Here is a 26,516-nt window from a genome sequence, read left to right as displayed (position 1 = left end):
ATGAGTGCGGGTGCCGTATCCATCGCTGTGATCATGACCATCGGCCTGTTGGCGGTGATCGCCGTGCGTGGCCTTGGGCATTTCTGGCCCGCCGATCTGGTGAGCGCGCAGTACGCGGTGCCCAATCAGGAATCGAGCGTTCTGGTCGGCGAGCGGGTCGAGCAGGAGCAAGTACCTCGTGCGCGCCTGAAAAGCGCGGGCCTGCCGGTGCCTGATCAAGGGCCGGAATTCATGACCCGCGAGCTGTTCAAGGTCGGCAATCGCGATCTCAACCCCAGTGACTTCAACTGGGTGGTAGGCGAATGGCTGACCGGGCAGAGCCGGCCTGCAGACCTGATGACGCTGGAGCGTCGCGAGTGGGGCAATTTCTACGGCTATCTGGTCAACGTCAAGGAAGGCGGGCGTGTCGTGGCCGAAGGCGAGGCGGCATGGCCGGTCCTGCAAGAGCGCATCAAACGCGTCGAAAAGCTGGCTGACGAGCTCTACAGCCTGGAAAAGAAAGACATTGGTGCCATCAATCACGGTATCGAGCGCCTGCGCCTGCAGGCCCGTAAATTGGAACTCGATGGCCGACTGGATGCCGCCGCGCAAGCGGATATGGCTGCCGAGCGGGCCGAGCTGGATGCGCGTTACAAGGTGATCGAGGCGCGCCTTGACGGGCTGCACCAGGCCTTTGATCGCGACAGCCTGACCGCACGCGATGGCAACGGTAAAGAGATCGAGCTCAGCCTGGGCAAAGTGGTGCGTGCCTATCAGCCCAATGCGATGGGCACGGTGACCAAGCTTGGCTTCTACTTCGAGAAACTGTGGGAGTTTCTCAGCGCCGATCCACGCGAAGCCAACACCGAGGGCGGTATCTTCCCGGCGATCTTCGGCACGGTGATGATGACCCTGATCATGGCCGTGATCGTCACGCCGTTCGGTGTGCTGGCGGCGGTCTACCTGCGTGAGTATGCGCGCCAGGGGCCGGTTACCCGGTTGATTCGCATCGCTGTGAACAACCTTGCCGGTGTGCCTGCGATTGTCTACGGCGTGTTTGGCCTGGGATTCTTCGTCTATGTGCTGGGCGGCTCGGTGGATCGGCTGTTCTTTCCTGAAGCGCTGCCGGCCCCGACGTTCGGTACGCCGGGCCTGTTATGGGCCTCGCTGACCCTGGCACTGCTTGCCGTGCCGGTAGTGATCGTGGCGACGGAAGAAGGGCTGGCGCGCATTCCGCTGACCCTGCGTGAAGGTTCGCTGGCACTGGGTGCAACCAAGGCCGAGACGCTGTGGAAAATCGTACTGCCAATGGCCAGCCCGGCGATGATGACCGGGCTCATCCTCGCGGTAGCGCGTGCCGCCGGGGAAGTTGCGCCCTTGATGCTGGTGGGCGTCGTCAAGCTGGCGCCGTCGCTGCCGCTGGACGGCAACTATCCTTATCTGCACCTCGATCAGAAGATCATGCACCTGGGTTTCCACATTTACGACGTCGGCTTCCAGAGCCCCAACGTCGAGGCCGCACGCCCGCTGGTGTATGCCACCGCGCTGCTGCTGGTGCTGGTCATCGCCTTGCTCAATCTGTCGGCGGTGAGCATCCGTAACCATTTGCGGGAAAAGTACAAGGCGCTCGACAATTGATCCCGAATTCGCCCTTTGGCAAACGCGGCCGTGCGATGACGCGAACAGTTCGCACAGGAGCAATCCATGCAGCATGAAAGCCCGACGAGTGGCATGAACATGTCGGCCCTGAGGCGTCACAAGCAACGTCTGGATCTGGCCGACGAGAGCGTGGCCATCGAAGTGCCGGGCCTGAGTCTGTTCTATGGCGACAAGCAGGCGCTGTTCGATATTGCCCTGAATATCCCGAAGCAGAAGGTGACCTCGTTCATCGGTCCGTCCGGGTGTGGCAAATCGACGTTGTTGCGCTGCTTCAACCGCATGAACGACCTGGTCGATGGTTGCCGGGTCGAGGGCGCGATCAACCTGTACGGGCACAACATCTACACCAAGGGCGAGGAAGTCGCCGAGTTGCGTCGCCGCGTCGGCATGGTGTTTCAGAAGCCCAATCCGTTCCCCAAGACGATTTATGAAAACGTGGTCTACGGGCTGCGTATTCAGGGCATCAACAAGAAGCGCGTGCTCGATGAAGCTGTCGAGTGGGCGCTGAAAGCCGCTGCGCTCTGGGATGAAGTCAAGGATCGACTGCATGAGTCGGCATTGGGTTTATCCGGGGGGCAGCAGCAGCGTCTGGTCATTGCCCGAACGATCGCCGTGGAGCCGGAAGTCCTGCTGCTCGACGAACCCTGTTCGGCACTCGATCCGATTTCGACCCTTAAAGTCGAAGAACTGATCTACGAACTGAAATCGAAATACACCATTGTGATCGTTACCCACAACATGCAGCAGGCGGCTCGGGTGTCGGATTACACCGCGTTTATGTACATGGGCAAGCTTGTCGAGTTTGGTGATACGGATACCTTGTTCACCAACCCGGCAAAAAAACAGACAGAAGACTACATCACCGGTCGTTACGGGTAGTACGTGCTTCGTCAGCCCTGAACCACCGCTGCGTTTTCGCAATTAACCGGACGTTCCAAGGACACCCAGCATGATCCACAAAGACAGCCATACGCATCACATTTCCCAACAGTTCAACGCTGAACTCGAAGACGTTCGCAGCCATTTGCTCGAAATGGGTGGCCTGGTCGAGAAGCAGGTGAACGATTCGGTCACAGCGCTGATCGAGGCAGACTCCGGTCTAGCCCAACGTGTTCGCGAGGTCGACGACCGGATCAATCAGATGGAGCGCAGCATCGACGAGGAATGCCTGCGCATTCTGGCTCGTCGTCAGCCTGCGGCGTCCGACCTGCGCCTGATCATCAGCATTTCCAAGTCGGTGATCGACCTGGAGCGCATTGGTGATGAAGCGACCAAGATCGCGCGCCGTGCCATCAAGCTCTGCGAAGAGGGCGAGGCACCACGCGGCTACGTCGAGGTACGTCACATCGGCGATCAGGTGCGCAACATGGTGCGCGATGCGCTGGATTCGTTCGCCCGTTTCGACGCCGAGCTGGCCCTGTCGGTGGCGCAGTACGACAAGACCATCGACCGCGAGTACAAGACGGCCCTGCGCGAGCTGGCGACCTACATGATGGAAGATCCACGCTCGATCTCCCGGGTACTGGACGTCATCTGGGTGCTGCGCTCTCTGGAGCGAATCGGCGACCATGCGCGCAACATTTCCGAGCTGGTGATCTATCTCGTGCGTGGGACCGACGTGCGGCACATGGGTCTCAAGCGCATGAAGGAAGAAGTGCAGGGTATATCGAGCGAAACCGCTAATGTTCCGGGCGACGCTGACGATAAGTAAGATTGCCTGCGAGAAAAACGCCCAGCACGCGCTGGGCGTTTTTCGTTACGCAGATCAGTATTTCCCGTCGCCTGCGGATTAAATGTCGCGGCGCAGTCAATCAATATGGCAGTTGGCTATCGGTCAACGCTATGCTTGCCGAAACAAAGGGCGTGTTGGCATACCGCAGTTCGCCTCCAGGTGAACACGCCCGCAGGAGCGTCGATGAGTAAGGTCAGTGTATTGGTGGTGGATGACGCGACTTTCATTCGCGACTTGGTCAAGAAAGGGCTGCGCAATTATTTTCCCGGGATTCATACCGAGGACGCGGTCAATGGTCGCAAGGCTCAGACGTTGCTGGGCAAAGAGGCGTTCGACCTGATTCTGTGTGACTGGGAAATGCCAGAAATGTCCGGCCTGGAGCTGTTGACATGGTGCCGTCAGCAAGACAATTACCTGAGAACCGTGCCGTTCATCATGGTGACCAGCCGTGGTGACAAGGAAAACGTCGTGCAGGCCATTCAGGCCGGTGTGACCGATTTTGTCGGCAAGCCGTTCACCAATGAACAGCTGCTGACCAAGGTCAAGAAAGCACTGGCAAAAGTCGGCAAGCTCGACGCCGTCATGTCCACAGCCCCGGCACGCATGAACTCGCCGCTCAATGACTCGCTGAGCGCATTGACCGGTGGCAAGGCCGAAGTGGTTCGTGCCGCGCCTGTTGCCGCCGCCGCTGCTCCCAAGCCAGCCCCTGCACCCGTCAGATCGGCAGAGCCGACCGGTCGCGGCCAGGGCCAGTTGCGCCTGCCCAACGGCACTCAGTCGTGTGTGATCAAGGCCCTCACCCTGAAAGACGCCACACTGGTGATTCGCGTCAGCGAAAACCTGCCACAGGTACTCGATAGCGCGGTGCTGGACCTGGAGCAGGGCGAGGAAAACGAGGTCGCACGCCTGAACGGCTATCTGCACTCTGTTGCCGCGTTCGAGCAGAAGCCCGACAGCGAATGGTTGCAAGTGACCTTCCGCTTTGTCGATCACGACGCGCAGAAGCTCGATTACCTGTCGCGTCTGATCGCTCGTGGCACGGCGCAGAAGCACTTCATCCCGGGCGCCTGATACCTGCCTCTGAGCTGAGTGGCATGCCCATGCGCGTCAGCCTTGCGCGGTGTTACACGACACCGCGTACCGAGCCTCTGGCGCGCCTTCCTTGACGCTTCATTCATGTCCGATTGATACCCTTGCGTCCTCTTCTGCCTGCAAGGCTGCTAGGCTTGGCACCCAGTGCCCTTGAACCCGAACATCTCCGATGCTTGAACGCCTGCTTATCCTGTTTGCCCTGACGTTGACTGTGCAGTCGGCCGGGGCTGTCACGATTTATAAATTCACCGATGCCAATGGCGTGGTGTCCTTTTCGGACCGGCCGACGCCCGGCGCATCGGTCATGGTGTTTCGGGACCGCATGGTCGAGCGTATCGACGGCCAGGTGCACTTGAGTGTCAGGCGTGAAAAGGGCGTACACAGCCTGTATGTGCGCAACGATCTGTACGCCCCGGTCGAAGTTGAACTCAGGCTTTCCAGTGTGACCAACGTGCTGGGGGTCTCTGGCTCGTCGGCAACGTTGCGTCGCACGATCCCTGCGCGCAGCAACCAGCGCGTGGTGGTCTTGAGCCCCAAGGTGGGGAGCAAGCCGATGAACTACGCCTCGGTGCTGACTTCAACCCTGGGTGATCCCAAGGGCTCGGTGCAAGCCTATAAATACCCGCTGCCGTGGATTGGCGGGCCGTTTCGCCTGACGCAGGGCCCGAATGGCCGATACAGCCATTACGGCGTCAAGGGGCGCTATGCAATGGACATCGCCATGCCGGAGGGCACGCCGATCATTGCCGCGCGCGGCGGCACGGTGGTGAAGATCGAAAACAGCCAGTCAGGGCGTGGCTCGAATGCGTCAGGCAACTTTGTGCGCATTCTGCACGACGACGGCACCATGGGCGTCTACCTGCACCTGATGCGCGGCTCGGTGAGTGTCAGGGAAGGTCAACGGGTGAGTGTTGGAACAGCGCTGGCACGTTCGGGCAACACCGGCAACAGCACCGGCCCGCACCTGCACTTCGTCGTGCAGCGCAACTCGGGGAACGAACTGGTCTCGATCCCCTACGAATTCGCCACACCGGTACAGAGTCTGCCCAACTTCGCCGTCGGCGGGAATTGAGGGGGAGCTATTCATAGCTCCACGCCCTGCGTCCGCCCTTGGGCAGGCGGCGCTGATCGGGTCAGTCCAGCTTCAGTACCTTGGCCAGAACGATTTTCGGGCCTTTCATCTTTTTGATGATGATGCGCAGGCCTTCGACTTCCAGCTGTTCCTCTTCTTCCGGCACACGCTTGAGCGTGTCGTAGATCAGACCGGCCAGCGTCTCGGCTTCGATGTGATCCAGGTCGACGCCCAGCAGGCGCTCGATCTTGAACAATGGCGTATCGCCCCGTACCAGCAGTTTGCCGGGCTGATAGGCGAGAATGCCGCGTTCAACCTTGCGGTGTTCGTCCTGGATGTCGCCCACCAGCACTTCGAGCACGTCTTCCATGGTCAGGTAGCCCACGATCTTGCCGTCGGCTTCTTCTACCACGGCGAAGTGCGCGCCACCCTTGCGGAACTGCTCGAGCAACTGTGACAAAGGCATGTGCCGGGAAACACGTTCCAGCGGGCGGGTCAGCTCGGCGAGGTTGAACGACTCCGGAATATGGTCCAGCGCTGCCAGCTCCAGCAGCAGGTCCTTGATGTGCAACAGGCCGACGAACTCGCCACGTTCAGCGTCATACAGCGGATAACGGCTGAATTTGTGACGGCGGAACAAGGCGAGGATTTCCTTGAGCGGCGCATTGAAGTCCAGCGACACCATGTCTTCGCGGGAGTTGGCCCAGTCGACCACTTCCAGCTCGCCCATTTCCACTGCCGACGCCAGCACGCGCATGCCCTGATCGCTGGGGTCCTGGCCACGGCTGGAGTGCAGGATCAGTTTCAGTTCGTCGCGGCTGTAGCTGTGTTCATGGTGCGGGCCGGGCTCACCCTGTCCAGCGATGCGCAGAATGGCGTTGGCGCTGGCGTTGAGCAGGTAGATGGCCGGGTACATCAACCAGTAGAAGAAGTACAACGGCGCCGCTGTCCACAGCGACAGCAGCTCCGGCTTGCGGATCGCCCAGGATTTGGGGGCCAGCTCGCCGATCACGATGTGCAGATAGGAAATGATGAAGAAGGCGGTAAAGAACGACACGCCCTTGATCAATTCCGGCGTGTCCACGCCCATCGCCGCCAGCAATGGCTCCAGCAGGTGCGCGAAGGCCGGTTCACCGACCCAGCCCAGACCCAGAGAGGCGAGGGTGATACCCAGCTGGCAGGCCGAAAGGTAGGCGTCCAGCTGGCCATGGACCTTGCGCAGGATGTGCCCGCGCCAGCCGTTCTTGTCGGCAATGGCTTCAACCTTGGTCGAGCGCAGTTTGACCATGGCGAACTCTGCCGCAACGAAAAAGCCGTTGAGCAGGACCAGGAACAAAGCAAAAAGAATCATGCCGAAATCGGCGAAGAGTGAAGACAGGTTAAAACTAGGGGAAGGGTCCATGATGGGGTTTTGCAGGGTCCGTATTAATCAGGAAGAGGGTCGTGTCACGTCAGAGAAGACGCCATGAACCCGGCAATGTAGCGGCTCGAAGCAGGATTGCCTAGTAGTCTGAATCGTCGCTCGCGGGTTTGGACAACTGAGCGCTGGCAAAGTGACAGATAAAAACACTGCCCTTGCCGAGAACACTGTTGATCTCGAGGTTGCCGCGATGGCGCAGCAGCACATGTTTGACGATGGCCAGACCGAGCCCTGTACCGCCGGTATTGGACGCGCGGCTGGTATCGACCCGGTAGAAGCGCTCGGTCAGGCGCGGCAGGTGTTTGGTCTCGATGCCGATCCCTGAATCCTGCACGCTCAGGTGCGCGCCCCGTTCGTCGGCCCACCAGCGAATACGGATCACGCCCTCGGCCGGTGTGTATTTCACGGCATTGAAGATCAGGTTGGAAAACGCGCTGCGCAGCTCGCTTTCGCTGCCCTTGAGGCGCATGTCGCTTTCCAGGCTGAGGTGGATCTGCTGGTTCTTGCTGCCCGACAGCGCGTTGGCATCGGCGGTGATGGTCTTGAGCAGTGTATTGACGACCACCGGGTGATTGTCCGACGGATAATCGGTGGCCTCGAGCTTGGCCAGCAACAGCAGGTCATTGAGCAGCGTCTGCATGCGCCCGCCTTGCTGATGCATCTGTTGCAGCGCACGTACCCAGCGCGGATTGACCTCGTCGACGTTGTCGAGCAGCGTTTCCAGATAGCCGAAGATCACCGTGAGCGGTGTCCGCAACTCGTGAGACACGTTGGCGACGAAGTCTTTGCGCATCTGCTCCAACTGATGGATGCGCGTCACATCGCGGACCAGCATCAGGTGTTCGTTGTTGCCGTAACGGGTGATCAGCAACTGAATGCGCAGGCGATCGTTGGTTGGCGACGGGATTTCCAGCGGTTCGCTGTAGTCGCCCAGCGCAAAGTATTCCTTGAAGCGTGGATGCCGCACCAGATTGGTCACGGGTTGACCGCTGTCCTGTGGCGTCTTCAGGCCCAGCAGGGTTTCAGCGGCACGGTTCCACCACTCCAGGTTGCCATCGCTGTCGAGCATGATCACTGCATCACGCAGCGCGGCGGTGGACTCCTGCACGCGGTCAATAACGGCCTGAAGGCGGCCACGGACGCGCTGATCCCGACGTTGCAGGTGGTAGATGCTGTCGAAGACTTCGCCCCACAGACCATAACCGTCCGGAGGCGGCTCGTCAGCCTTGTGGCTGCTCAGCCAGTCGTGCAGGCGTAACAGTTGCTTGAGGGTCCAGGCCAGATACAGTCCCAGTCCGGCGGCCAGGCTCCAGGCATACTGCCCACTGATCAGACCGACCAACAGGCAGGCGGTGACCAGCAACAACATGTGGCGTATCAGAGTGCCGTGCCAATTTTGATTCAATTAGGGGTAAATCCTTGTCTGGTCTGCACTGGCCATTGCCTTGCATCGACGCAGCGGTTGTCAGCTCTTGGTCGAGAAACGATAGCCAGTGCCGCGCACGGTTTGTACCAGATTTTCATACGCATCCCCCAAGGCCTTGCGCAGGCGGCGGATGTGAACATCGACGGTGCGTTCTTCGACGTAGACGTTGCCGCCCCATACCTGATCCAGCAACTGACCGCGGGTGTAGGCGCGCTCCTGGTGGGTCATGAAGAACTGCAGCAGACGGTATTCGGTCGGGCCCATTTCGGCGGGTTTGCCGTCGATGGTGACACGGTGGCTGATCGGGTCGAGCAGCAGGCCGCCGACTTCGATGGGCGCTTCGCCGTCAGTCGGGCCGGCACGACGCAGCACGGCTTTGAGGCGCGCCACCAGTTCGCGGGGCGAGAAAGGCTTGGTGATGTAATCGTCGGCGCCCACTTCCAGGCCCTGGATCTTGTTGTCCTCTTCACCCTTGGCGGTGAGCATGATGATCGGGATGTCCCCGGTCAGTTCATCACGCTTGAGGCGCCGTGCCAGTTCGATGCCGGATGTGCCAGGCAGCATCCAGTCGAGCAGAATCAGGTCAGGCTTGCGGTCCACGATGATCGCGTGGGCCTGCTGAGAGTTTTCGGCTTCAATACAGTCGTATCCAGCCATTTCCAACGCAACGGCGATCATTTCGCGAATTGGCGCTTCGTCGTCAACGATCAGGATGCTCCTGCCAGCCATGCTCGAACCTCTTGTCATTTAACTGTCTTGGGGCGCATTAGATAACGGAATTATTGCAGTCGTGTGACAGGTCTGAATGAGGCTAGCACGCTGACAGGCTGCGGGGGCCCGCAGGCCTCGCGATCATGAATTTATTTCCATCGTGCGCAGGCTGGCAGTGGCCGTTATCCGCGCACCGCGTAGTCGGCGACGATGCCCAGGAATATCGCCAGCCCGGCCCAGTGGTTGTGCAGGAAGGCCTTGAAGCAGGCGTCTCGCCCGCGCTCACGGGTGCTCCAGAATTCCCAGGCGAAACAGCCTGCCGCTGCCAGCAGACCGACGTAGAAGCACGCGCCCAGTTCGAAGCGCGCACCGGCCAGTATCAGGCAGCCCAGTGCCAGCCCTTGCAGGGTCAGGATGATGACCCGGTCGGCATCGCCGAACAGTACTGCCGTGGATTTCACGCCGATTTTCAGGTCGTCGTCGCGATCGACCATGGCGTAGTAGGTGTCGTAGCCCACCGTCCACAGCAGGTTGGCGATGTACAGCAACCAGGCTGCAGCGGGCAACTCGCCGGTTTCGGCGGTGAAGGCCATCGGCATGCCCCACGAGAACGCAGCACCCAGCACCACTTGCGGGTAATAGGTGTAGCGCTTCATGAACGGATAGCTGGCCGCCAGGGCGAGACCGCCGAACGACAGCCAGATGGTCGTCGCGTTGGTAAACAGCACCAGCACAAAGCTCAGGCCGACCAGCACCGCAAACAGCACCAGCGCTTCCCGGGAGCTGACTTTGCCGCTGACCAGCGGACGTTGCTCGGTGCGTTTGACGTGGCCGTCCACCTTGCGGTCGGCGAAGTCATTGATCACACAGCCTGCCGCCCGCATCAGAAACACGCCGAGCACAAAAATGAACACGGTCTGCAGCGAGGGCGCGCCCTTGCCTGCAATCCAGACCGCCCACAGGGTCGGCCACAGCAGCAGGTAGACGCCGATGGGCTTGTCGATGCGTGTCAGCTGGATGAAGTCCCAGGCGCGCGGGCTCAGACGATTGAGGGATTTGAGGAGGGACAGGTACATCAGACGTGGTCCTTGTCGTGGATCGCAGTGCACAGGGCTGGCAGGAAAACTTCGGCGACCAGCACGCTCAATGCGCCGCGATCGAATCGCGAGCGGCGTGCCCACAGTCCGCGCGCTGCGTCGGCAGCGGGTAGCCAGGCCTCGGGGTAATGACACACCTCAAGTGTGCCGCGCACGAACGCCGGGTCGCTGAACAGCAACTCACCCAGAGAACGAGTGCCCAGCTCATCCATATTCAGGCCGCCATCCTGCAGGGCGCTACGGGCGGCGACGCTGCGCGCGAACACCCAGTGGTTGCCGTTGCCGCGCAAATACACCTCGCGCACCCAGCCCTCGCCAGCCTCTGGCAGGCCCAACGCCAGGCACTCATCAGGGCGCAACGGCTGCCAGCCTTCAAACTGCGGAAATACGCTGAAACGACCATCAGACAAACGGTCCAAGCGGCGAGTGAGGGAGTCCTGATTGAACAGCCAGTCGAGCATTACCGGGTCCGGCACGTCGATCAATTGCTCGCGCTCAAACCAGACAGGGCCAATGAATGCGGGGGATTGCTGGGTCACGGTAAGCCAGTTCCGGCAGCCAACGAGGCGGCGAGCTTAGCATGATTGCCGGTTTCGACCGACGGTCGGTAGAGCCTGAGTTATAGAATCAGACTTGCATCCGCGCCTGTCGATCAGTACAACGCCCCTTCAGAAGACGGCAACCGACCGTCGTACGCTATTGAGCCTGATAAACGAGAGAACCTGACATGAAGAAATGGCAATGCATCGTCTGTGGCCTGATCTATAACGAAGCCGATGGCTGGCCGGATGACGGAATTGCGCCCGGCACCCTCTGGCAGGATGTGCCGGAAGACTGGCTGTGCCCGGATTGCGGCGTGGGCAAGATGGACTTTGAAATGATCGAAATCGGTTGATTGCTGCCTGCAGACAAGGGCTGGCAACAACGAGCACCAGGCACAGTGAAATAGGAAAGGACAATGAGCGCACCTGTCGTCATCATCGGCACCGGCCTTGCGGGGTATAACCTTGCTCGGGAGTTTCGCAAGCTGGACGCAGACACGTCGCTGCTATTGATCACGGCCGATGATGGCCGTTCCTACTCCAAGCCGATGCTCTCTACCGGCTTTGGCAAAAACAAGGAAGCCGACGGCCTGAGCATGGCTGAAGCCGGCGCCATGGCCGATCAGCTCAAGGCCGAGATCCGCACGCACACGCGCATCAGCGGGATCGATGCCGGGCACAAACGCCTGTGGATCGGCGAAGAGGCGGTGTATTACCGCGATCTGGTGCTGGCCTGGGGCGCCGAAGCCATTCGTGTACCGGTGGAAGGCGATGCAGGCGACGCGATTTTTTCGATCAACGATCTTCAGGATTACGCCCGTTTCCGTGCGGCTGCGTCGGGCAAGCGTCGGGTGCTGATTCTCGGCGCAGGGCTCATTGGCTGTGAATTCGCCAACGACCTGATCCTGGGCGGCTATGAAGTGGATCTGGTGGCGCCGTGCGAACAGGTCATGCCGACCCTGTTGCCCCCTGAGGCGGCGGCTGCGGTGAAAACTGGCCTTGAAAGCCTGGGTGCACGTTTCCATCTGGGGCCGGTGCTGACCCGTCTGAATCGCAATGGCGAGGGCCTGCAAGCGCACTTGTCGGACGGGCAGGTGATTGACTGCGATCTGGTGGTCTCAGCCATCGGCCTGCGTCCTCGCATCGAGCTGGCCGCTGCTGCCGGCCTGCAGACCGGGCGCGGCATTCTGGTCGACCGCCTGCTGCAAACCTCCCACGCCAACATCCACGCGCTGGGTGATTGCGCTGAGGTCGATGGTCTCAACCTGCTCTACGTGATGCCGTTGATGAGCTGCGCTCGTGCCTTGGCTCAGACGCTGGCCGGAAACCCGACCTCAGTCAAATACGGGCCCATGCCGATCACCGTGAAGACGCCAGCCTGCCCGCTGGTGGTTTCGCCGCCGCCGCGTGGCAGCGATGGCCACTGGAGCGTCGAAGGGCAGGGCGCTGATATCAAAGCGCTGTGTCACGACGCCGACGGCCATCTGCTGGGCTATGCCCTGACAGGCGCTGCGGTTATGGAAAAACTCGCACTCAACAAGGTGCTGCCCGCGTTATTGGCGTGATTTCTCGTCATTTTGTCGGATTGACCCCGTATTTCTGCCAATAAACCGCGCTCATGCACTGGCGCGGGTCAGTTCGGCATGCCATCCTCGGTCTTGTCTGCCGCTACGTAGAGCTGTCGCGGCGCCTTGTGGCCGTTGTTTTACAAAAGCGGCGCGGGACATAAAAACAAAAAACCGTAAAAGAGGCTTCATATGCGTAAACCAGAAGTTGCAGCCGCCATCGCTGAAAAGGCGGATCTCACCAAAGAGCAATCCAATCGCGTTCTCAATGCCATTCTTGAAGAGATTACTGGCGCACTGAACCGCAAGGACAGTGTCACGCTGGTAGGTTTCGGTACTTTTCTGCAACGCCACCGTGGCGCCCGCACTGGCAAGAACCCTCAGACCGGGGAGCCGGTCAAAATCAAGGCAAGCAACACGGTTGCCTTCAAGCCGGGGAAAGCCCTGAAAGACAGCGTCAACCCTTGATACCCCGGTGTGCGCCTCGGCGGGAGGCGCACGACCCACAGGCGGGCACACCAATCGGATTGGGTGCCCGTTTCTTGTTTCTGCCGTATGACGCCGATGATGCCTCTCGCTCCCTGTGAGAATTGTCCTACTCCATTGCGTGTAATTGCCTTCCAAAGCCCCAGCTTTGCCTGACTTTTTCTTGTTGCTGATTCCCTTAGAGTGCCGCCCCTGCTGCACCCCTTCAATTACTCTTGGGAAATCCAGAATGAAAAAGCCATGGAAGTTTGCTGCTGTTGCGGCTCTGATCGCCACAACCAGCGGTTGTGTGAGCTACAACGTCAGCCAGCCAAGCGCGCCGCTGGAAGGCACGGTCAAAACCGACCTGAAGGCTGACGTCAAGGTTGGCGGCACTATCAGCGGCGAGTCGTCCACCAACGTGCTGTTCAACTTCCTGAGCTTCGGCGGCGATAATCAGTTCGCCGACGGCGTGACCTACGGTGGTGCAGCTGGCGGTGGCGGCCTGGGTCTGGCGTTGCCTGATCCTGTCTCGACGACCAAAGCGGCAGCTGCCTTCAAGGCGGTTAAATCCTCCGGTGCCGACCTGATTGTTGCGCCGCGCTACGAAGTCAGCGTCAAAGACTACTTCATCTTCAAGAAGGTCGATGTAAAGGTCACGGGTAACAAAGGCAGCATCAACAGCATTCGTTGATGTCAGTGTGATGCTGCTCCCCACGCGGAGCAGCATCCTCATATTCGAGGGCTGTTTTGTGCCGATCTCCCTCGAAATCCATTTTTGTCCTACAGGTTTTGCGCCGATAACCCGCTACACTGCTACGCCGATTCCGAGTCGGAACCCGCGTGTTCAGAGGCCGTGTATGAAATTTCGTTTCCTGTTGTGGATGCTGGGCCTGCTGATGGCCCGCGCCAGTCGTAACAATCCGGCGTTCCAGCAGCAATTGGCTGGCAAGGACCTGACCTTTCAGTTGCAGACTGCAGATGGCAAGATTTCACGTCACTTCGTGGTCCATGAGCAACGGATCCGCAGTGCAAGTGGTACGGTTGCAGAGCCGGCCTTTGCCATCGTGTTTCGTGATGCAGCCTTTGGCTTTGATACTCTCCAGGCGAAGAACAAGCAGCTGGCGTTCATGAAGGGCATTCAGGACAAGGATATTCAGATCAAGGGCAACCCGGCCCTGGTGATCTGGTTCCAGGGCCTGGTCAAATACCTCAAACCGAAAAAGAAAGCAGCCTGATCACGGCAGCTGCAGCCCGCCTGCAGCCTTGTGCAACGCCCTCAGGTGCTCCGACACCTGTTTGAGGTTGGCTTCGTTGGCGGCAATCTCTTTGGCGCGCTCAGGCTCCAGCAGGGCTCGCACCTCCTTGTCGAGATCACCGGTCAGGCGCTTGAGCTGCTTCTGGCGCTGACTGCTTTCTGCTTCAAGACGCTGCCATTCTCCTGCCTGTGGCAAACCGTACCCGTCGCTGCCCAGCAGCTCGGCAGGCCGACTGAGGAACCCGCTGCTGGCGAGGATCTCCTGCAGCGTTTTGGTGGCGTTGGAAACCTTGCCGTCTTTCAACTCCCGTGCACCCAGATAGCTCTGTTTCACTTCGTCCTGGGCCAACAACAGTTGCCTGCGCAGGCTGGCCTGCTCCAGCAGCAGAATCGCAGCGCTGGTACGCAGGTCTGCTTTAGCAAACCACTGGCTGCGCTCACTGGCGGGCAGTGCCATCCAGTCTTCCACGCTGTTCTGTTTGATCGGCAGGTGCTTCTTCAGCACTTCGAACATCGCCTGATAGCGATCCCGGTAGGAGTCGAACCGATAGCCCAGACGCAGCGCTTCCTTGGGATCGTCCAATACACTGGTGTCAGCCAGCCCGCGGCCTTCAAGGACTTCAAGCAAACCGTTGGGCAAGATGCTGTCCAGGCCGACGAGCTTGGGGTTGTGCGTACCGGCGCGCAACAGCTTCAGGTTTTCAACGGCGCAGTTGTTCGAGAGGAAGTAGTAGTTGCCGTCGTAGCTCCAGTGCATCTCGGCGGCGTGCTGCACGAGCCCTTCTATTTCCGGACGCGACAGCTTGATTGGTACCGACGCCAGGCTGCGCAGCTCGGTTTTGGTGTATTCATCGATGACCTGCGCCAGTGGCAGGACGAACAGGCGCGACGGGTAGGCCCCCATCAGGCCGTCCCAGCTGGACAGCTGCACGTCGCCGACAAACGCCCGGTACGACAGCACCAGGTGCTGATCAAGGTCCAGTCGGCAATCCGGACCACGCGGGCGGCCGGGTTTGCAAATCACCAGGCGCAACATGCTGTGGCCCCAGCGGCTTGCCCAGTTCTGGTTCGCCTCGGCCAGCAGATAATCCACCGCATACACCCGCTCCGGGTCCAGCTTGCCCAGTGGCTCTCGGCCGAAGTCGCTGCCGGCATTCAGGTAGGGGTAAAACGTCGGGCATTCATTATGGGCTGCAGGTGCCCAGCCAAAACGCTCCTTGTAATAGGCATACAGGGCAGGGCGACGGCAGGCGTAGGCCGGATCGAGGAGGAAGTACTCCATGTTCACCGCCACGAACTCCAGCGGGCTGGTGGTTTCGTAGATGTCCGGGCTGCGGGCGACCTGGCCGTTATGTTCCTCGCGTTCGCCACGACGTCCGACATATTGCTGCCAGCCCGCCAGGTCCAGCAGGCGTGGATCGTCACTCAGGGTGAAGCGGCGCTCGGTCTGGCCGCGGCAGTCGTCAGGCAGACCGACCTTGCCCAGCGAACTGCTACGTGATGTGCAGCGAAAAATCGCCGCTCGCTCGCTGGGAGACCACAGGCGGGCGCGGTCGTAGACGTGGGTCAGCTCGTGCAGGACAGTAGCGAGCAGCTCCCGGCGCACCGTACCGTGTGGCCGGCCCGTCTGAGCGGTGGCTGCCGAGCCGTCCGTCAAGGACGTCAGCAGGTGGCTGTTGAGGTACAGCTGATAGGGACCGGCGGCCTGACCGTAGGCGTTCTGCGGCATGTCAGCGGACCAGCTCACCTCGACGGTGCGGTCCAGTGCTGCGACGAAGCTGGGCGGTAATGCGTGCAGGGCTTCGTCGAGCAGCGCCTGGCTGGCTTGTTGTTGGGGCGCATCAAGGCCGTCGGTGTGCAGTTCCAGCTTCAGGCTGGCAAAGGCATGCGTACCGACCAGCGACAGCGCGCCAGCAAGCAGCCAGGCGCGAAACCGCCTCACAATGCGAGGATTGCTTCAGCCAGGGTCTGATCGCTTGCATCACGCGCTTCCGGCACGCGGCTACGCAGCGTGTCGAACGCAGCATCCAGTTGGGCACCGTGGATATCACCACCGGTGGCAACGTAGCTGGCAGCATCGTCCTTGGCCTGGAGAACGACCTTGGAGTCGCGGATCGATGTGGTGGTGTCGGAAGTGAAATCGATGGTACGGCCGAACGCACGAACGATGATGTTGCTCGTGGCCACAACAGTCTGGGCCTGGGCAAAGTCGGCCAGCAAGAGCAGGCCAAGGGAAGCAGCAATCAGCGGGGTACGCATGTAGTGACGTCTCCAGTTACGCGAAGAGGGGAAAGTGGCTATTGGACGAGGATTGCCTGCGCCAGTTCAAGGTCGCTGGCATGAAGTTTTGCATCTGCCTGACGCAGGGCGTGCAGCGCTGACTCAAGCCGGGCGCCACGCATTTCTCCGTCGCTGGCGATGAATGCAGCCGCATCGTCCCGGGCAGCCATGATCAGTTTGTTATCGAACGGTCCTGTCGAGACCTGACTGGTGGCATAGGCGGTCTTGACCAGGCCTTGCGTGGTCGTATCGAACGCTTGAACCTGACTGACGTACATCAGGCTGGCAAAGGGAGCGATATACAGAAGGTGCACTAAACGCATGACTTTCACGAACCGGCAAAACAGGCTCCAAGGCTAGCGCAATGCGCGGGCCAGAGCTACCCCGGCACGTAGCCGGGGCGCAGCGGTCAGATGGCCAGAATGGCCTGAGCCAGCTGGCTGTCGCTGGCTTGCAGTTCAGGCAGGACCTGGCGGATGTGCTGCAACGCGCCTTCAAGGCGGGCGCTGCGGATGTCGCCAGAGCTGGCCACGAAGCTGGCGGCGTCGTCACGGGCGGCAAGAACGATCTTGTCGTCTTTCAGGGAAGAGGACACGTTGGAGGTCGCGCGGGTCGATGCATTGACGGCATCGACCACTGCGTCAGTGGTGACGATGAAGCTGGAGGCGTTTGCACCGGCTGCGGCGGTCAACAGAAAGACAGCGCCAAGGTTACGTAGCAGAGACATGATCGAGTTCCGTTGTGGACAAGTGGGCACAGACTGCCTGTGAAGCCGAAGGGCTGAGGTAGAGCGCTAGACTATCCCACCCATACTGCAGTTGTCATGAAGGTCGACGGTTTCGGCTTACACAGTTTGCAATATTTGATGACTGTACCTGCCGTATTTTGATTTTGTTAAATCTGTACTGGTTTGGCCGGCGCGCTCTGAATCTGCCCCTGAAACGACAAAACCCGTCTCAGTTGCCTGAGACGGGTTTTGTATGAAGCAATTCGGGTTGCTGGTGGGAGACCTAGAGGTCAAGGACCAGCGGGCGCATGTTTAGCGCCAGAACGGCTTGCTCAGCTCTTCGTAACGCTGGGATTCGCTGATACCGGCGTCAGCCAGCAGGCGTGCATCCAGACGGGCCAGCTGGTGGCGGCTGGACAGGCGACGCTGCCAGAGCATCAGGTTGGCGAATACGCGCAGAGGCAGAGAGGCTTTTGCGGTGGTAACGGTGCTTTCGCTGAACAGATCGGAACTGATTGTACGTTCCATGGTGTGACTTCCTTCCGCTTGTGGCGGGATAAGTGAGTTGCTTGACTGGTGCCCATTTTCCTCGCGTGCGTCCAGCTTCCATAGACACAGTTCACCTGTATTGTGAGGGTTCAGTTAACTGTGATTGGACACTGTTTTGTTCATAAATGGGGCAACTGTACCGGTCTGCACTTTATGGGTGCATTTTGTGGTCGATTGTGGTGATTTTGACCTTTCAAGGCAGTTTTATGACCGGTACAGCAGTACAGTTTTTCGATAAGCCCTCGGGTGCCAGCTGAAAGTGAATCGGAAAAGCGCTTGCTCACTTCCAACTGTCCTGTTCAGGCTGGCAGCATGCGCCCGGTTTCTTCCAGGTTGATGTGCCAACTCAGTGCTTCGCGCAGGATGTGCGGGGTATGCCCGCCCACGGCGCAAGCGGCACTGAAATAGGTGTTCAGCGCATCGCGATAATCCGGATGCACGCAGTTATCGATGATTACTCTGGCGCGTTCGCGTGGCGCCAGACCGCGCAGGTCCGCCAGGCCCTGCTCGGTGACCAGGATGTCGACATCGTGTTCGGTGTGGTCGACATGGCTGACCATGGGCACGACGCTGGAGATCGCGCCACCTTTGGCGATCGATTTGGTGACGAAGATCGCCAGGTGTGCGTTACGCGAGAAGTCCCCGGAACCGCCAATGCCGTTCATCATGCGTGTGCCGCAGATGTGGGTGGAGTTCACATTGCCGTACAGGTCGAACTCCAGCGCGGTATTGATCCCGATGATACCCAGGCGACGGATCACCTCGGGGTGGTTGGAGATTTCCTGCGGGCGCAGTACCAGCCTGGATTTGTAGCGATTGAAGTCGGCAAAGACCTCAGCGTGCTTGGCCGCCGACAAGGTCATGGAGCTGCCCGAGGCAAAGGTCAGTTTGCCTGCATCGAACAGGTCGAATGTCGAGTCCTGCAGCACCTCGGAGTACATCGTCAGGTCGGTGAAGGGAGACGCCAGCAGGCCGTGCATCACGGCGTTGGCAATGTTGCCTATCCCGGCCTGCAACGGCATCAGCTTGTCGGTCAGCCGGTCTTCGCGCACTTCTTTCTTGAAGAACTCCACCAGATGATTGGCAATGGCCTGAGTGTCGGCGTCAGGCGGCGTTACCGTGGAGGGCGAGTCAGGCTGGTTGCTGATGACAATGCCGACTATTTTTGCCGGGTCGATCTTCACCGCGTGGCTGCCGATACGCGAATCTGCCTCCAGGACTGGAATCGGCAGGCGTGTCGGTCTGTAGCTGGGTATATAAATGTCGTGCAGACCTTCAAGCTCGAGTGGCTGGGACAGGTTGATTTCCACGATGACCTGTTTGGCCAGGATGGCAAAGCTGGCCGAGTTGCCCACGGAGGTGCTCAGCACCAGATGGCCCTCTTCGGTGATCGCCACGCATTCGATCACGGCCAGGTCCACCGCCTTGATCTGTCGATTGCGCAGCAGCTCGACGGTGTCGGACAAATGCTGATCGATGAACATCACCGTGCCGTTGTTGATCGCCTTGCGCAGCGTGCTGTCGACCTGAAAGGGCATTCGCCGGGACAGTACACCGGACTCGGTCAGCTGCTTGTCAAGATCATTGCCCAGACTGGCGCCGGTCATCAGGCTGATTTTCAGCGGCGTCACTTTGGCGCGCTCGGCCAGCGCGTGGGGCACAGCCTTGGCTTCGCCTGCACGGGTGAAGCCACTCATGCCGACGGTCATGCCGTCTTCAATCAAGGCGGCAGCGTCGGCTGCGCTCATAACCTTGCTCATCAGGGAGGGCCGGCGGATACGGTCACGGTACATGGGTCTGTCTCGTAGATAGAAGCGAACGACAAGTCTAGAGCCTTGGCCGATCTTCGTCCTGCTACCAAGGTCGCATTTGACCGCTCTAATTAGCGGGTTCCAGCGCAAAACACTGTTACGCGGAATGTAAAAAGCCCCGGTCGCCAAGCGAGCCGGGGCTTCAATGGAGCGGGGTCAGGCTAGGCGTTTTCGACGGCCTTCACCATGTCCTCGATCACCTTTTTGGCGTCTCCGAACACCATCATGGTTTTATCCAGGTAGAACAATTCGTTATCCAGACCTGCGTAACCACTGGCCATCGAGCGTTTGTTGACGATGATGGTCTTGGCCTTGAACGCCTCCAGGATGGGCATCCCGGCGATAGGGGATTTCGGATCGTTCTTGGCGGCCGGGTTGACCACGTCGTTGGCACCGAGCACCAGCACCACATCGGCCTGACCGAATTCGGAGTTGATGTCGTCCATCTCGAACACTTGGTCGTAAGGCACTTCGGCTTCGGCCAGCAGCACGTTCATGTGCCCGGGCATGCGTCCGGCCACCGGGTGAATGGCGTACTTCACGGTGACGCCGCGGTGTACGAGCTTCTCGGTCAGTTCCTTGAGCGCGTGCTGGGCGCGAGCCACTGCCAGGCCGTAACCGGGCACGATGATCACCGTGTCGGCGTTGGTCAGCAAGAAGGTTGCGTCGTCTGCCGAGCCGGACTTCACCGGGCGTGCTTCCTTCGCACCCGCCGGGCCTGCCGAGTCCGTTGCGCCGCCGAAGCCGCCGCCGATCACGTTGAAGAACGAGCGGTTCATCGCCTTGCACATGATGTAGGAGAGAATCGCGCCCGAGGAGCCCACCAGCGAGCCTGCGATGATCAGCATCGAGTTGTTCAGCGAAAAGCCGATACCGGCGGCTGCCCAGCCTGAATAGCTGTTGAGCATCGACACCACTACCGGCATGTCGGCCCCGCCAATCGGGATGATCAGCAACACACCGATGACGAAGGCCAGCGCCAGCATGATCGCAAAGGCAGTGAGGCTGCCGGTGAACATGAAGGTCAGGCCGAAGAACAGCGTGGCCAGGCCAAGGACCAGATTGAGCGTGTGCTGGCCGGAAAACTGTACCGGTGCGCCTTGAAAGAGGCGAAATTTGTACTTGCCCGAGAGTTTGCCGAAAGCGATGACCGAACCCGAGAAGGTGATCGCACCGATGGCTGCCCCGAGGAACAGCTCCAGACGGTTGCCGGCCGGAATCGCATCGCCCAGATTGCGAACGATGCCCAGTGATTGAGGCTCGACGACTGCAGCGATAGCGATGAACACCGCGGCCAGGCCGATCATGCTGTGCATGAACGCCACCAGCTCCGGCATTTTGGTCATCTCGACGCGCTTGGCCATGATCGAGCCAGCGGTTCCGCCCACCAGCAGGCCGACTACGATGTAGCCGATCCCCGCGCTGGTCCCTTCAGCGGTAGACAGTGCCGCGAGCTTGAAGACCAGGCCGATCGTGGTGATGACCGCCAGGCCCATACCGAGCATGCCGAACAAGTTGCCACGGCGCGAGGTGGTCGGGTGCGACAAGCCTTTGAGTGCCTGGATGAAACAGATCGATGCGATCAGGTACAGCAGGGTAACCAGATTCATGCTCATGACTTGGGCGCCTCATCCTTTGCCTTGGGGGCCTTTTTCCTGAACATTTCCAGCATCCGCCGAGTGACCAGAAACCCGCCAAACACGTTCACGGCTGCCAGTGCGACCGCCAGCGTGCCCATGGTCTTGCCCAGCGGGGTGACCGTGAGCGCGGCGGCTAGCATGGCACCTACGATAACGATGGCAGAGATGGCATTGGTGACCGCCATGAGTGGCGTGTGCAGCGCAGGCGTGACGTTCCAGACCACGTGGTAGCCGACATAAATCGCCAGTACGAAAATGATCAGGTTGTAGACGCCGGGGGAAATCAGCTCTTCCATTGGTGTGTCCTCAGCCGTTCTTGCGGACAACTTGCCCGTCGCGGCACATCAGGCATGCGGCGACGATGTCGTCTTCGAGGTTGATCGAGAATGTGCCGTCCTTGTCGAACAGCAGCTTCATGAAGTCCAGCAGGTTGCGGGCGTAGAGCGCCGATGCATCGGCAGCGACCAGAGCGGGCAGGTTGGTGTGGCCGACGATGGTTACGCCGTGCTCGACAACCACTTGATCGGCAACGGTCAGCGGGCAGTTGCCGCCTTGTGCAGCGGCCAAGTCAATCACCACCGAGCCGGGCTTCATCTGCGCCACGGTTTCTGCGCCGAGCAGCACCGGGGCCTTGCGGCCGGGAATGAGTGCGGTCGTGATGACGATGTCCGACAGTTTCGCGCGCTCATGCACGGCGGCGGCCTGGCGTTGCATCCAGCTGGCCGGCATAGGGCGCGCGTAGCCACCAACGCCTTCGGCGCATTCGCGCTCTTCGTCGGTCTCGTAGGGCACATCAATGAATTTCGCGCCCAGCGACTCGATCTGCTCCTTCACTGCCGGACGCACATCCGAAGCTTCTACCACGGCGCCAAGTCTTTTGGCGGTGGCAATGGCCTGCAGGCCGGCAACGCCTGCGCCCAGGATCAGCACCCGGGCAGCTTTGACGGTGCCGGCAGCGGTCATCAGCATAGGCATGAAGCGCGGGTAGTGATGCGAGGCGAGCAGTACTGCCTTATAGCCCGCAATGGTGGCTTGCGAAGACAGCACATCAAGGCTTTGCGCCCGCGATGTGCGCGGCGCGGCTTCCAGGGCGAACGCGGTAATGCCGCGTGCGGCCATCTTGCCGATCAGTTCGTTGTTGAAGGGGTTGAGCATGCCGATGACCACCGAGCCGCTTTTGATCAGGCTCAGCGCCTCTTCGTCAGGTGCGACGACCTTGAGAATCAGTTCGGCCGCATAGGTCTGGTGCGTGTCACCGATCACCGCGCCAGCAGCCTCGTAAGCGCTGTCCGGAACGCTGGCATGAAGGCCTGCGCCGCTTTGCACCGTAACCCGGTGACCCTGGCTGATCAGCTTTTTGATGGTTTCCGGAGTAGCAGCTACCCGGGTTTCGCCCGCTTGTGTTTCGAGAGGAACGCCAATGTGCACGACAAATCTCCTGCGCGATTTTTTATTGTTCGTATGTAGGCCAGTGCACTACGGCTGGTGCGTCTGGCTTGGCCAATCAGCACACCCCTTTGCAGCAGGGGCGGGGCATTTTGCAGGCGAAGTTTGCAGGCTTCAATACATTCTGTAACGAAACTATAGGTGAACTACAAGTCACACTGTGACCTATTGTCGCACTTATTCGACAGGGCCCTTTGTCTGTATGGGCTGCGGCGATATTCCTTACGAAAAACAGGTGATAAAAGTTTTTCTGCCGAAAATCCGATAAATGCGCCGTATCGACCTATAGACCCTATAAATAAAGGGTTATGTCCCGTTTTCTGTGCGCGATTGGAAGTTACTTCAGGGCGACATAAGTTTATATCTGTAGGTGCCAACAGCTATGGGCTACCTGAGATATGGGTCGGATTTTTCCTGGGGCAACTGGTAAGCCCGGGCCTGTTCGATCAGCCAGTCACGAAACGCAGTCAGCGATGCCGATTCAACTTTGCGCTCAGGAATCATCAGGTGATAGGCCTTACTGCCGAGCAGCGACCGAGTGTTCGCGATCACCAGACGCTTTTCCTGCAGTTCGCGTTGAATGAGGAAGGGAGGAATCAGAGCAACGCCCATGTCATGCATGGCCGCCTGCGCCAGCATCGAGAACAGCTCGTAGCGCGGACCGGTCATGTCGCGCGCGACATCCAGATCCTGCGCATTGAACCATTGGCGCCAGGCGTAGGGCCGGGTAGTTTGTTGCAGCAGCGGCAGTTCGGCCAGTTCACGTGCTCCCAGACTGTCGCGACCTTCAAGAAAAGAGGGGCTGCAGACCGGCATGGAGTTTTCGCTCATCAGTCGATGCGACTGGGTGCCGGACCAGTCCGCATCGCCAAAATAAATGGCGGCATCGAAGTCGGTGTCGGCAAACAGGAATGGGCGGGTGCGGTTGGTCAGGTGGACCGTGACGTCGGGATGCTTGTGCTGGAAGTCCTTCAGGCGCGGCAGCAGCCACTGAGTGCCGAAGGTCGGCACCACGGCGAGCTCGATGGCATTGGCGCCTTGTTGGCCCATGACCGACAGTGTGTCGCGCTCGACCGCGTCCAGTTGCTGGGAAACACGACGGCTATAGGAAAGCCCGGCTTCCGTGAGCTTTACGCCCCTGCGCGAACGCCGGAACAGCTCGACGCCGAGAAACTCTTCCAGCCCGCCGATTTGCCGACACACGGCGCCTTGCGTGAGGGACAGCTCATGAGCGGCCTTGGTGAAGCTCTCGTGGCGGGCGGCTGCCTCGAAGCTGACCAGTGCAGTCGTGCTGGGTATCTTGCGTCTCATGTACTTTCTTCTCACTGGTATTTTTGTTTTGGAGCGCCTTTCTGTGCCTCGGAGTGAGAAATTAGCACACATGCTTGATAAAACCTCGTTTGTCGCTGGCATGGGCCAGGACTAGGATCACTGCAGGATTTCATCTGAACGCGAGGAACTGGCATGAGCGGTAAGGCAAGCTTTAACTGGATTGACCCCTTGTTGCTGGATCAACAGCTCACCGAAGAAGAGCGCATGGTCCGCGACACGGCCGAGCAGTTCGCCCAGAGCAAGCTGGCCCCGCGCGTGCTGGAAGCATTCCGTCACGAGAAAACCGACCCGGCCATCTTTCGCGAGATGGGCGAGGTGGGGCTCTTGGGGGCGACCATCCCGGAAGAGTTCGGTGGCAGCGGTCTGAATTACGTGTGTTATGGGCTGATCGCGCGTGAAGTCGAACGTATCGATTCGGGTTACCGTTCGATGATGAGTGTGCAGTCCTCGCTGGTCATGGTGCCGATCAACGAGTTCGGTACGCAGGCCCAGAAACAGAAGTACCTGCCCAAACTGGCTTCTGGCGAATGGATCGGTTGCTTCGGCCTGACCGAGCCCAATCATGGGTCCGACCCTGGAGCGATGATCACCCGCGCCCGGAGCGTCGAGGGTGGTTACCGCTTGAGCGGCAGCAAGATGTGGATCACCAACAGCCCGATCGCTGATGTGTTCGTAGTGTGGGCCAAGGACGATGCCGGCGATATCCGCGGTTTCGTTCTCGAAAAAGGTTGGGCAGGCCTGAGCGCTCCGGCCATCCACGGCAAGGTCGGTTTGCGCGCATCGATCACCGGCGAGATCGTCATGGATAACGTGTTCGTGCCCGAAGAGAACATCTTCCCCGACGTGCGCGGTCTGAAGGGGCCGTTCACCTGCCTCAACTCGGCACGGTATGGCATTTCCTGGGGCGCGCTGGGTGCTGCAGAGTTCTGCTGGCACACCGCGCGGCAGTACACCCTGGATCGCCAGCAATTCGGCCGTCCGTTGGCGGCCAATCAGCTGATCCAGAAGAAGCTGGCAGACATGCAGACCGAAATCACTCTGGCCTTGCAGGGTTGCCTGCGTCTGGGGCGCATGAAGGACGAAGGTACGGCTGCCGTGGAGATCACCTCTATCATGAAGCGCAACTCGTGCGGCAAGTCGCTGGATATCGCGCGCATGGCTCGCGACATGCTGGGCGGCAATGGCATCTCGGATGAGTTCGGCATCGCCAGGCATCTGGTCAACCTGGAGGTTGTGAATACCTACGAAGGCACGCACGACGTGCATGCGTTGATTCTGGGGCGTGCGCAGACCGGCATTCAGGCTTTCTATTAAGGAGGGCTGATCATGGGCGCGCTTTCGCATATCCGGGTGCTCGACCTGTCGAGAGTCCTCGCCGGGCCATGGGCCGGACAGATCCTTGCTGACCTTGGCGCCGATGTGATCAAGGTCGAGCGCCCAGGGGGCGGCGATGACACTCGCTCATGGGGGCCGCCGTTCCTTCAGGATGCTGCGGGGCAGAACACTACCGAGGCGGCCTATTACCTGTCCGCCAATCGTAATAAACAGTCAGTCACTATCGACTTCACGCGCCCTGAAGGGCAAAGGCTGGTGCGCGAGCTGGCGGCGAAGTCCGACATCGTGATCGAAAACTTCAAGGTCGACGGGCTGGCGGCTTATGGGCTGGATTACGAGTCGCTGAAGGCGGTCAACCCGAGGCTGATTTATTGCTCCATTACCGGCTTCGGGCAAAGCGGGCCGTATGCGCGGCGTCCGGGTTACGATTTCATGATTCAGGCGCTGGGTGGCTTGATGAGTCTTACCGGCTTGCCCGATGGTGAAGAGGGTGCGGGGCCGGTGAAGGTCGGCGTCGCATTGACCGACATCCTGACGGGTCTGTATTCGACGACGGCCATTCTCGCCGCTCTGGCCCATCGTGATCAAAGCGATATCGGCCAGTACATTGATATGGCGCTGCTGGATGTACAGGTGGCCTGTCTGGCCAATCAGGGCATGAACTACCTGACTACCGGAATAGCGCCCAAGCGTTTGGGAAATGCTCATCCCAACATCGTGCCCTATCAGGATTTTCCCACTGCCGATGGCGACCTGATCCTGACTGTCGGCAATGACAGTCAGTTCAGGAAGTTTGCCGCTGTGGCGGGGCAGCCGCAGTGGGCGGAAGATCCTCGCTTCCTGACCAACAAACTGCGAGTAGCTCATCGTGCCGAGCTGATTCCGTTGATTCGCCAAGTGACAGTGTTCAAGGCCACTGCCCAGTGGGTCAGTGAGCTGGAGGCAGCCGGTGTGCCCTGCGGGCCGGTCAATGATCTGGCTCAGGTGTTCGCCGATCCGCACGTGGTGGCGCGGGGTTTGGCCATAGAGCTCCCTCATGTGCTGGCCGGGCGTGTTCCGCAGGTGGCCAGCCCTATTCGGCTGTCCGAAACGCCAGTCGAATACACAAGGGCGCCGCCCTTGCTGGGAGAGCATACGGCGCAAGTGCTGCAGGCGCTGCTGGGGATTGGTGAGGAAGAGATCACTGTGCTGCGCGAGGCGGGGGTGCTGTAGCTATATAGAAGAAAGCGTTTGCGAAGAGCTCTTCTATATAGCCAGGGGGCCTTTAAGGTTAATTTCGGCGATTTTGAAATTAACGGTTGACGCCCTCTGTGAGGTGTCTATAATTCGCCCCACTTCCGGCGCAGACGGAAACGAAAAAGCCTTGTAGATCAATAGT

General features: G+C 59.9%; 27 protein-coding genes. 12 read left to right on the top strand and 15 right to left on the bottom strand.

The annotated features are described in order from the left end of the window. The 5 genes from pstA to BLR16_RS23665 all read left to right on the top strand — a co-directional run bounded on the left by pstA (nucleotide 1) and on the right by BLR16_RS23665 (nucleotide 5,534). The gene (gene pstA / locus BLR16_RS23685; protein WP_165441295.1) at nucleotides 1-1,617 is read left to right on the top strand and encodes a phosphate ABC transporter permease PstA; all 1,617 of its coding nucleotides are present in this window, start codon (nucleotides 1-3) and stop codon (nucleotides 1,615-1,617) included. A 66-nt stretch (nucleotides 1,618-1,683) separates the two neighbouring features. Continuing rightward, nucleotides 1,684-2,517, top strand: a complete 834-nt coding sequence (gene pstB / locus BLR16_RS23680) for a phosphate ABC transporter ATP-binding protein PstB (RefSeq protein WP_074808981.1) — start codon at nucleotides 1,684-1,686, stop codon at nucleotides 2,515-2,517. A 70-nt stretch (nucleotides 2,518-2,587) separates the two neighbouring features. Continuing rightward, nucleotides 2,588-3,349, top strand: coding sequence for a phosphate signaling complex protein PhoU (gene phoU, locus BLR16_RS23675; protein WP_002555887.1), 762 nt, complete (start codon nucleotides 2,588-2,590; stop codon nucleotides 3,347-3,349). Nucleotides 3,350-3,553: 204 nt separating this feature from the next. Further along, nucleotides 3,554-4,441 carry a response regulator gene (locus BLR16_RS23670; RefSeq protein WP_003432838.1) on the top strand — a complete coding sequence of 296 codons (888 nt, stop codon included), beginning with the start codon at nucleotides 3,554-3,556 and terminating at the stop codon, nucleotides 4,439-4,441. A gap of 190 nt (nucleotides 4,442-4,631) precedes the next feature. Beyond that, nucleotides 4,632-5,534: a peptidoglycan DD-metalloendopeptidase family protein gene (locus BLR16_RS23665; RefSeq protein ID WP_003367990.1), complete on the top strand. Its 903-nt coding sequence runs from the start codon at nucleotides 4,632-4,634 to the stop codon at nucleotides 5,532-5,534. Nucleotides 5,535-5,595: 61 nt separating this feature from the next. Here the strand turns inward: BLR16_RS23665 and BLR16_RS23660 are convergent, their stop codons facing one another. The 5 genes from BLR16_RS23660 to BLR16_RS23640 all read right to left on the bottom strand — a co-directional run bounded on the left by BLR16_RS23660 (nucleotide 5,596) and on the right by BLR16_RS23640 (nucleotide 10,727). Then, entirely contained in the window at nucleotides 5,596-6,936 is a 1,341-nt protein-coding gene (locus BLR16_RS23660; RefSeq protein ID WP_003367992.1) for a hemolysin family protein, read from the bottom strand. A gap of 100 nt (nucleotides 6,937-7,036) precedes the next feature. Next, nucleotides 7,037-8,323: a phosphate regulon sensor histidine kinase PhoR gene (gene phoR / locus BLR16_RS23655; RefSeq protein ID WP_230082027.1), complete on the bottom strand. Its 1,287-nt coding sequence runs from the start codon at nucleotides 8,321-8,323 to the stop codon at nucleotides 7,037-7,039. A gap of 96 nt (nucleotides 8,324-8,419) precedes the next feature. After that, nucleotides 8,420-9,109 (bottom strand): phosphate regulon transcriptional regulator PhoB, encoded by a 690-nt coding sequence (gene phoB, locus BLR16_RS23650; protein ID WP_002555882.1) that lies wholly within the window; start codon nucleotides 9,107-9,109, stop codon nucleotides 8,420-8,422. Between the two features lie 164 nt (nucleotides 9,110-9,273). Then, the gene (gene ubiA / locus BLR16_RS23645; RefSeq protein WP_003367996.1) at nucleotides 9,274-10,167 is read right to left on the bottom strand and encodes a 4-hydroxybenzoate octaprenyltransferase; all 894 of its coding nucleotides are present in this window, start codon (nucleotides 10,165-10,167) and stop codon (nucleotides 9,274-9,276) included. Next, nucleotides 10,167-10,727 carry a chorismate--pyruvate lyase family protein gene (locus tag BLR16_RS23640; protein ID WP_074808979.1) on the bottom strand — a complete coding sequence of 187 codons (561 nt, stop codon included), beginning with the start codon at nucleotides 10,725-10,727 and terminating at the stop codon, nucleotides 10,167-10,169. Before BLR16_RS23640 ends, ubiA begins: the two co-directional genes overlap by 1 nt. Before the next feature lie 188 nt (nucleotides 10,728-10,915). On the opposite strand from BLR16_RS23640, the gene BLR16_RS23635 reads away from it, so the two are divergent. The 5 genes from BLR16_RS23635 to BLR16_RS23615 all read left to right on the top strand — a co-directional run bounded on the left by BLR16_RS23635 (nucleotide 10,916) and on the right by BLR16_RS23615 (nucleotide 13,998). Then, nucleotides 10,916-11,083 (top strand): rubredoxin, encoded by a 168-nt coding sequence (locus BLR16_RS23635; protein ID WP_002555879.1) that lies wholly within the window; start codon nucleotides 10,916-10,918, stop codon nucleotides 11,081-11,083. 63 nt (nucleotides 11,084-11,146) lie between these two features. Further along, complete coding sequence (locus tag BLR16_RS23630) at nucleotides 11,147-12,295, top strand: NAD(P)/FAD-dependent oxidoreductase (RefSeq protein WP_054082246.1); 1,149 nt, start codon at nucleotides 11,147-11,149, stop codon at nucleotides 12,293-12,295. Between the two features lie 192 nt (nucleotides 12,296-12,487). Then, nucleotides 12,488-12,763, top strand: coding sequence for an HU family DNA-binding protein (locus tag BLR16_RS23625; protein WP_003316110.1), 276 nt, complete (start codon nucleotides 12,488-12,490; stop codon nucleotides 12,761-12,763). A 247-nt stretch (nucleotides 12,764-13,010) separates the two neighbouring features. Next, on the top strand, nucleotides 13,011-13,454 hold the full coding sequence (locus BLR16_RS23620) for a hypothetical protein (RefSeq protein ID WP_003432842.1): 444 nt from the start codon (nucleotides 13,011-13,013) through the stop codon (nucleotides 13,452-13,454). 166 nt (nucleotides 13,455-13,620) lie between these two features. After that, nucleotides 13,621-13,998 carry an SCP2 sterol-binding domain-containing protein gene (locus BLR16_RS23615; protein ID WP_003432843.1) on the top strand — a complete coding sequence of 126 codons (378 nt, stop codon included), beginning with the start codon at nucleotides 13,621-13,623 and terminating at the stop codon, nucleotides 13,996-13,998. Here the strand turns inward: BLR16_RS23615 and BLR16_RS23610 are convergent, their stop codons facing one another. From BLR16_RS23610 to BLR16_RS23565, 10 genes are all read right to left on the bottom strand, one after another. Beyond that, entirely contained in the window at nucleotides 13,999-15,960 is a 1,962-nt protein-coding gene (locus BLR16_RS23610; RefSeq protein WP_054082245.1) for a DUF7844 domain-containing protein, read from the bottom strand. Further along, on the bottom strand, nucleotides 15,957-16,277 hold the full coding sequence (locus tag BLR16_RS23605; protein WP_003368012.1) for a DUF2388 domain-containing protein: 321 nt from the start codon (nucleotides 16,275-16,277) through the stop codon (nucleotides 15,957-15,959). Before BLR16_RS23605 ends, BLR16_RS23610 begins: the two co-directional genes overlap by 4 nt. A 38-nt stretch (nucleotides 16,278-16,315) precedes the next feature. Continuing rightward, complete coding sequence (locus tag BLR16_RS23600) at nucleotides 16,316-16,621, bottom strand: DUF2388 domain-containing protein (protein WP_003368014.1); 306 nt, start codon at nucleotides 16,619-16,621, stop codon at nucleotides 16,316-16,318. Between the two features lie 86 nt (nucleotides 16,622-16,707). Then, nucleotides 16,708-17,025 (bottom strand): DUF2388 domain-containing protein, encoded by a 318-nt coding sequence (locus BLR16_RS23595; RefSeq protein WP_003368015.1) that lies wholly within the window; start codon nucleotides 17,023-17,025, stop codon nucleotides 16,708-16,710. A 312-nt stretch (nucleotides 17,026-17,337) separates the two neighbouring features. Then, a complete protein-coding gene (locus BLR16_RS23590) occupies nucleotides 17,338-17,553 on the bottom strand; it encodes a DUF1127 domain-containing protein (RefSeq protein WP_002555870.1) in 216 nt (71 codons plus the stop codon). 320 nt (nucleotides 17,554-17,873) lie between these two features. Next, nucleotides 17,874-19,367, bottom strand: coding sequence for an acetyl-CoA hydrolase/transferase family protein (locus tag BLR16_RS23585; protein WP_003368016.1), 1,494 nt, complete (start codon nucleotides 19,365-19,367; stop codon nucleotides 17,874-17,876). A 179-nt stretch (nucleotides 19,368-19,546) separates the two neighbouring features. Beyond that, a complete protein-coding gene (locus tag BLR16_RS23580; protein WP_003432845.1) occupies nucleotides 19,547-21,001 on the bottom strand; it encodes an NAD(P)(+) transhydrogenase (Re/Si-specific) subunit beta in 1,455 nt (484 codons plus the stop codon). Next, on the bottom strand, nucleotides 20,998-21,321 hold the full coding sequence (locus BLR16_RS23575) for an NAD(P) transhydrogenase subunit alpha part 2 (protein WP_002555867.1): 324 nt from the start codon (nucleotides 21,319-21,321) through the stop codon (nucleotides 20,998-21,000). The genes BLR16_RS23580 and BLR16_RS23575 overlap by 4 nt, the downstream gene beginning before the upstream one ends. A 10-nt stretch (nucleotides 21,322-21,331) precedes the next feature. Further along, the gene (locus tag BLR16_RS23570; protein ID WP_092194493.1) at nucleotides 21,332-22,453 is read right to left on the bottom strand and encodes a Re/Si-specific NAD(P)(+) transhydrogenase subunit alpha; all 1,122 of its coding nucleotides are present in this window, start codon (nucleotides 22,451-22,453) and stop codon (nucleotides 21,332-21,334) included. 405 nt (nucleotides 22,454-22,858) lie between these two features. Further along, nucleotides 22,859-23,782, bottom strand: a complete 924-nt coding sequence (locus tag BLR16_RS23565; RefSeq protein WP_074808976.1) for a LysR family transcriptional regulator — start codon at nucleotides 23,780-23,782, stop codon at nucleotides 22,859-22,861. A gap of 153 nt (nucleotides 23,783-23,935) precedes the next feature. On the opposite strand from BLR16_RS23565, the gene BLR16_RS23560 reads away from it, so the two are divergent. After that, the gene (locus BLR16_RS23560) at nucleotides 23,936-25,117 is read left to right on the top strand and encodes an acyl-CoA dehydrogenase (protein ID WP_074808974.1); all 1,182 of its coding nucleotides are present in this window, start codon (nucleotides 23,936-23,938) and stop codon (nucleotides 25,115-25,117) included. Between the two features lie 9 nt (nucleotides 25,118-25,126). After that, nucleotides 25,127-26,350, top strand: a complete 1,224-nt coding sequence (locus BLR16_RS23555) for a CaiB/BaiF CoA transferase family protein (RefSeq protein WP_170846048.1) — start codon at nucleotides 25,127-25,129, stop codon at nucleotides 26,348-26,350. The last annotated feature ends 166 nt before the right edge of the window (nucleotides 26,351-26,516 follow it).

The organism is Pseudomonas sp. BS3767 (assembly GCF_900099665.1).
GTDB classification, from domain to species: Bacteria; Pseudomonadota; Gammaproteobacteria; order Pseudomonadales; family Pseudomonadaceae; genus Aquipseudomonas; species Aquipseudomonas cerasi.
Note: the sequence above shows the minus strand (reverse complement) of the source record. Positions and strands in the feature narration are given on the sequence as shown.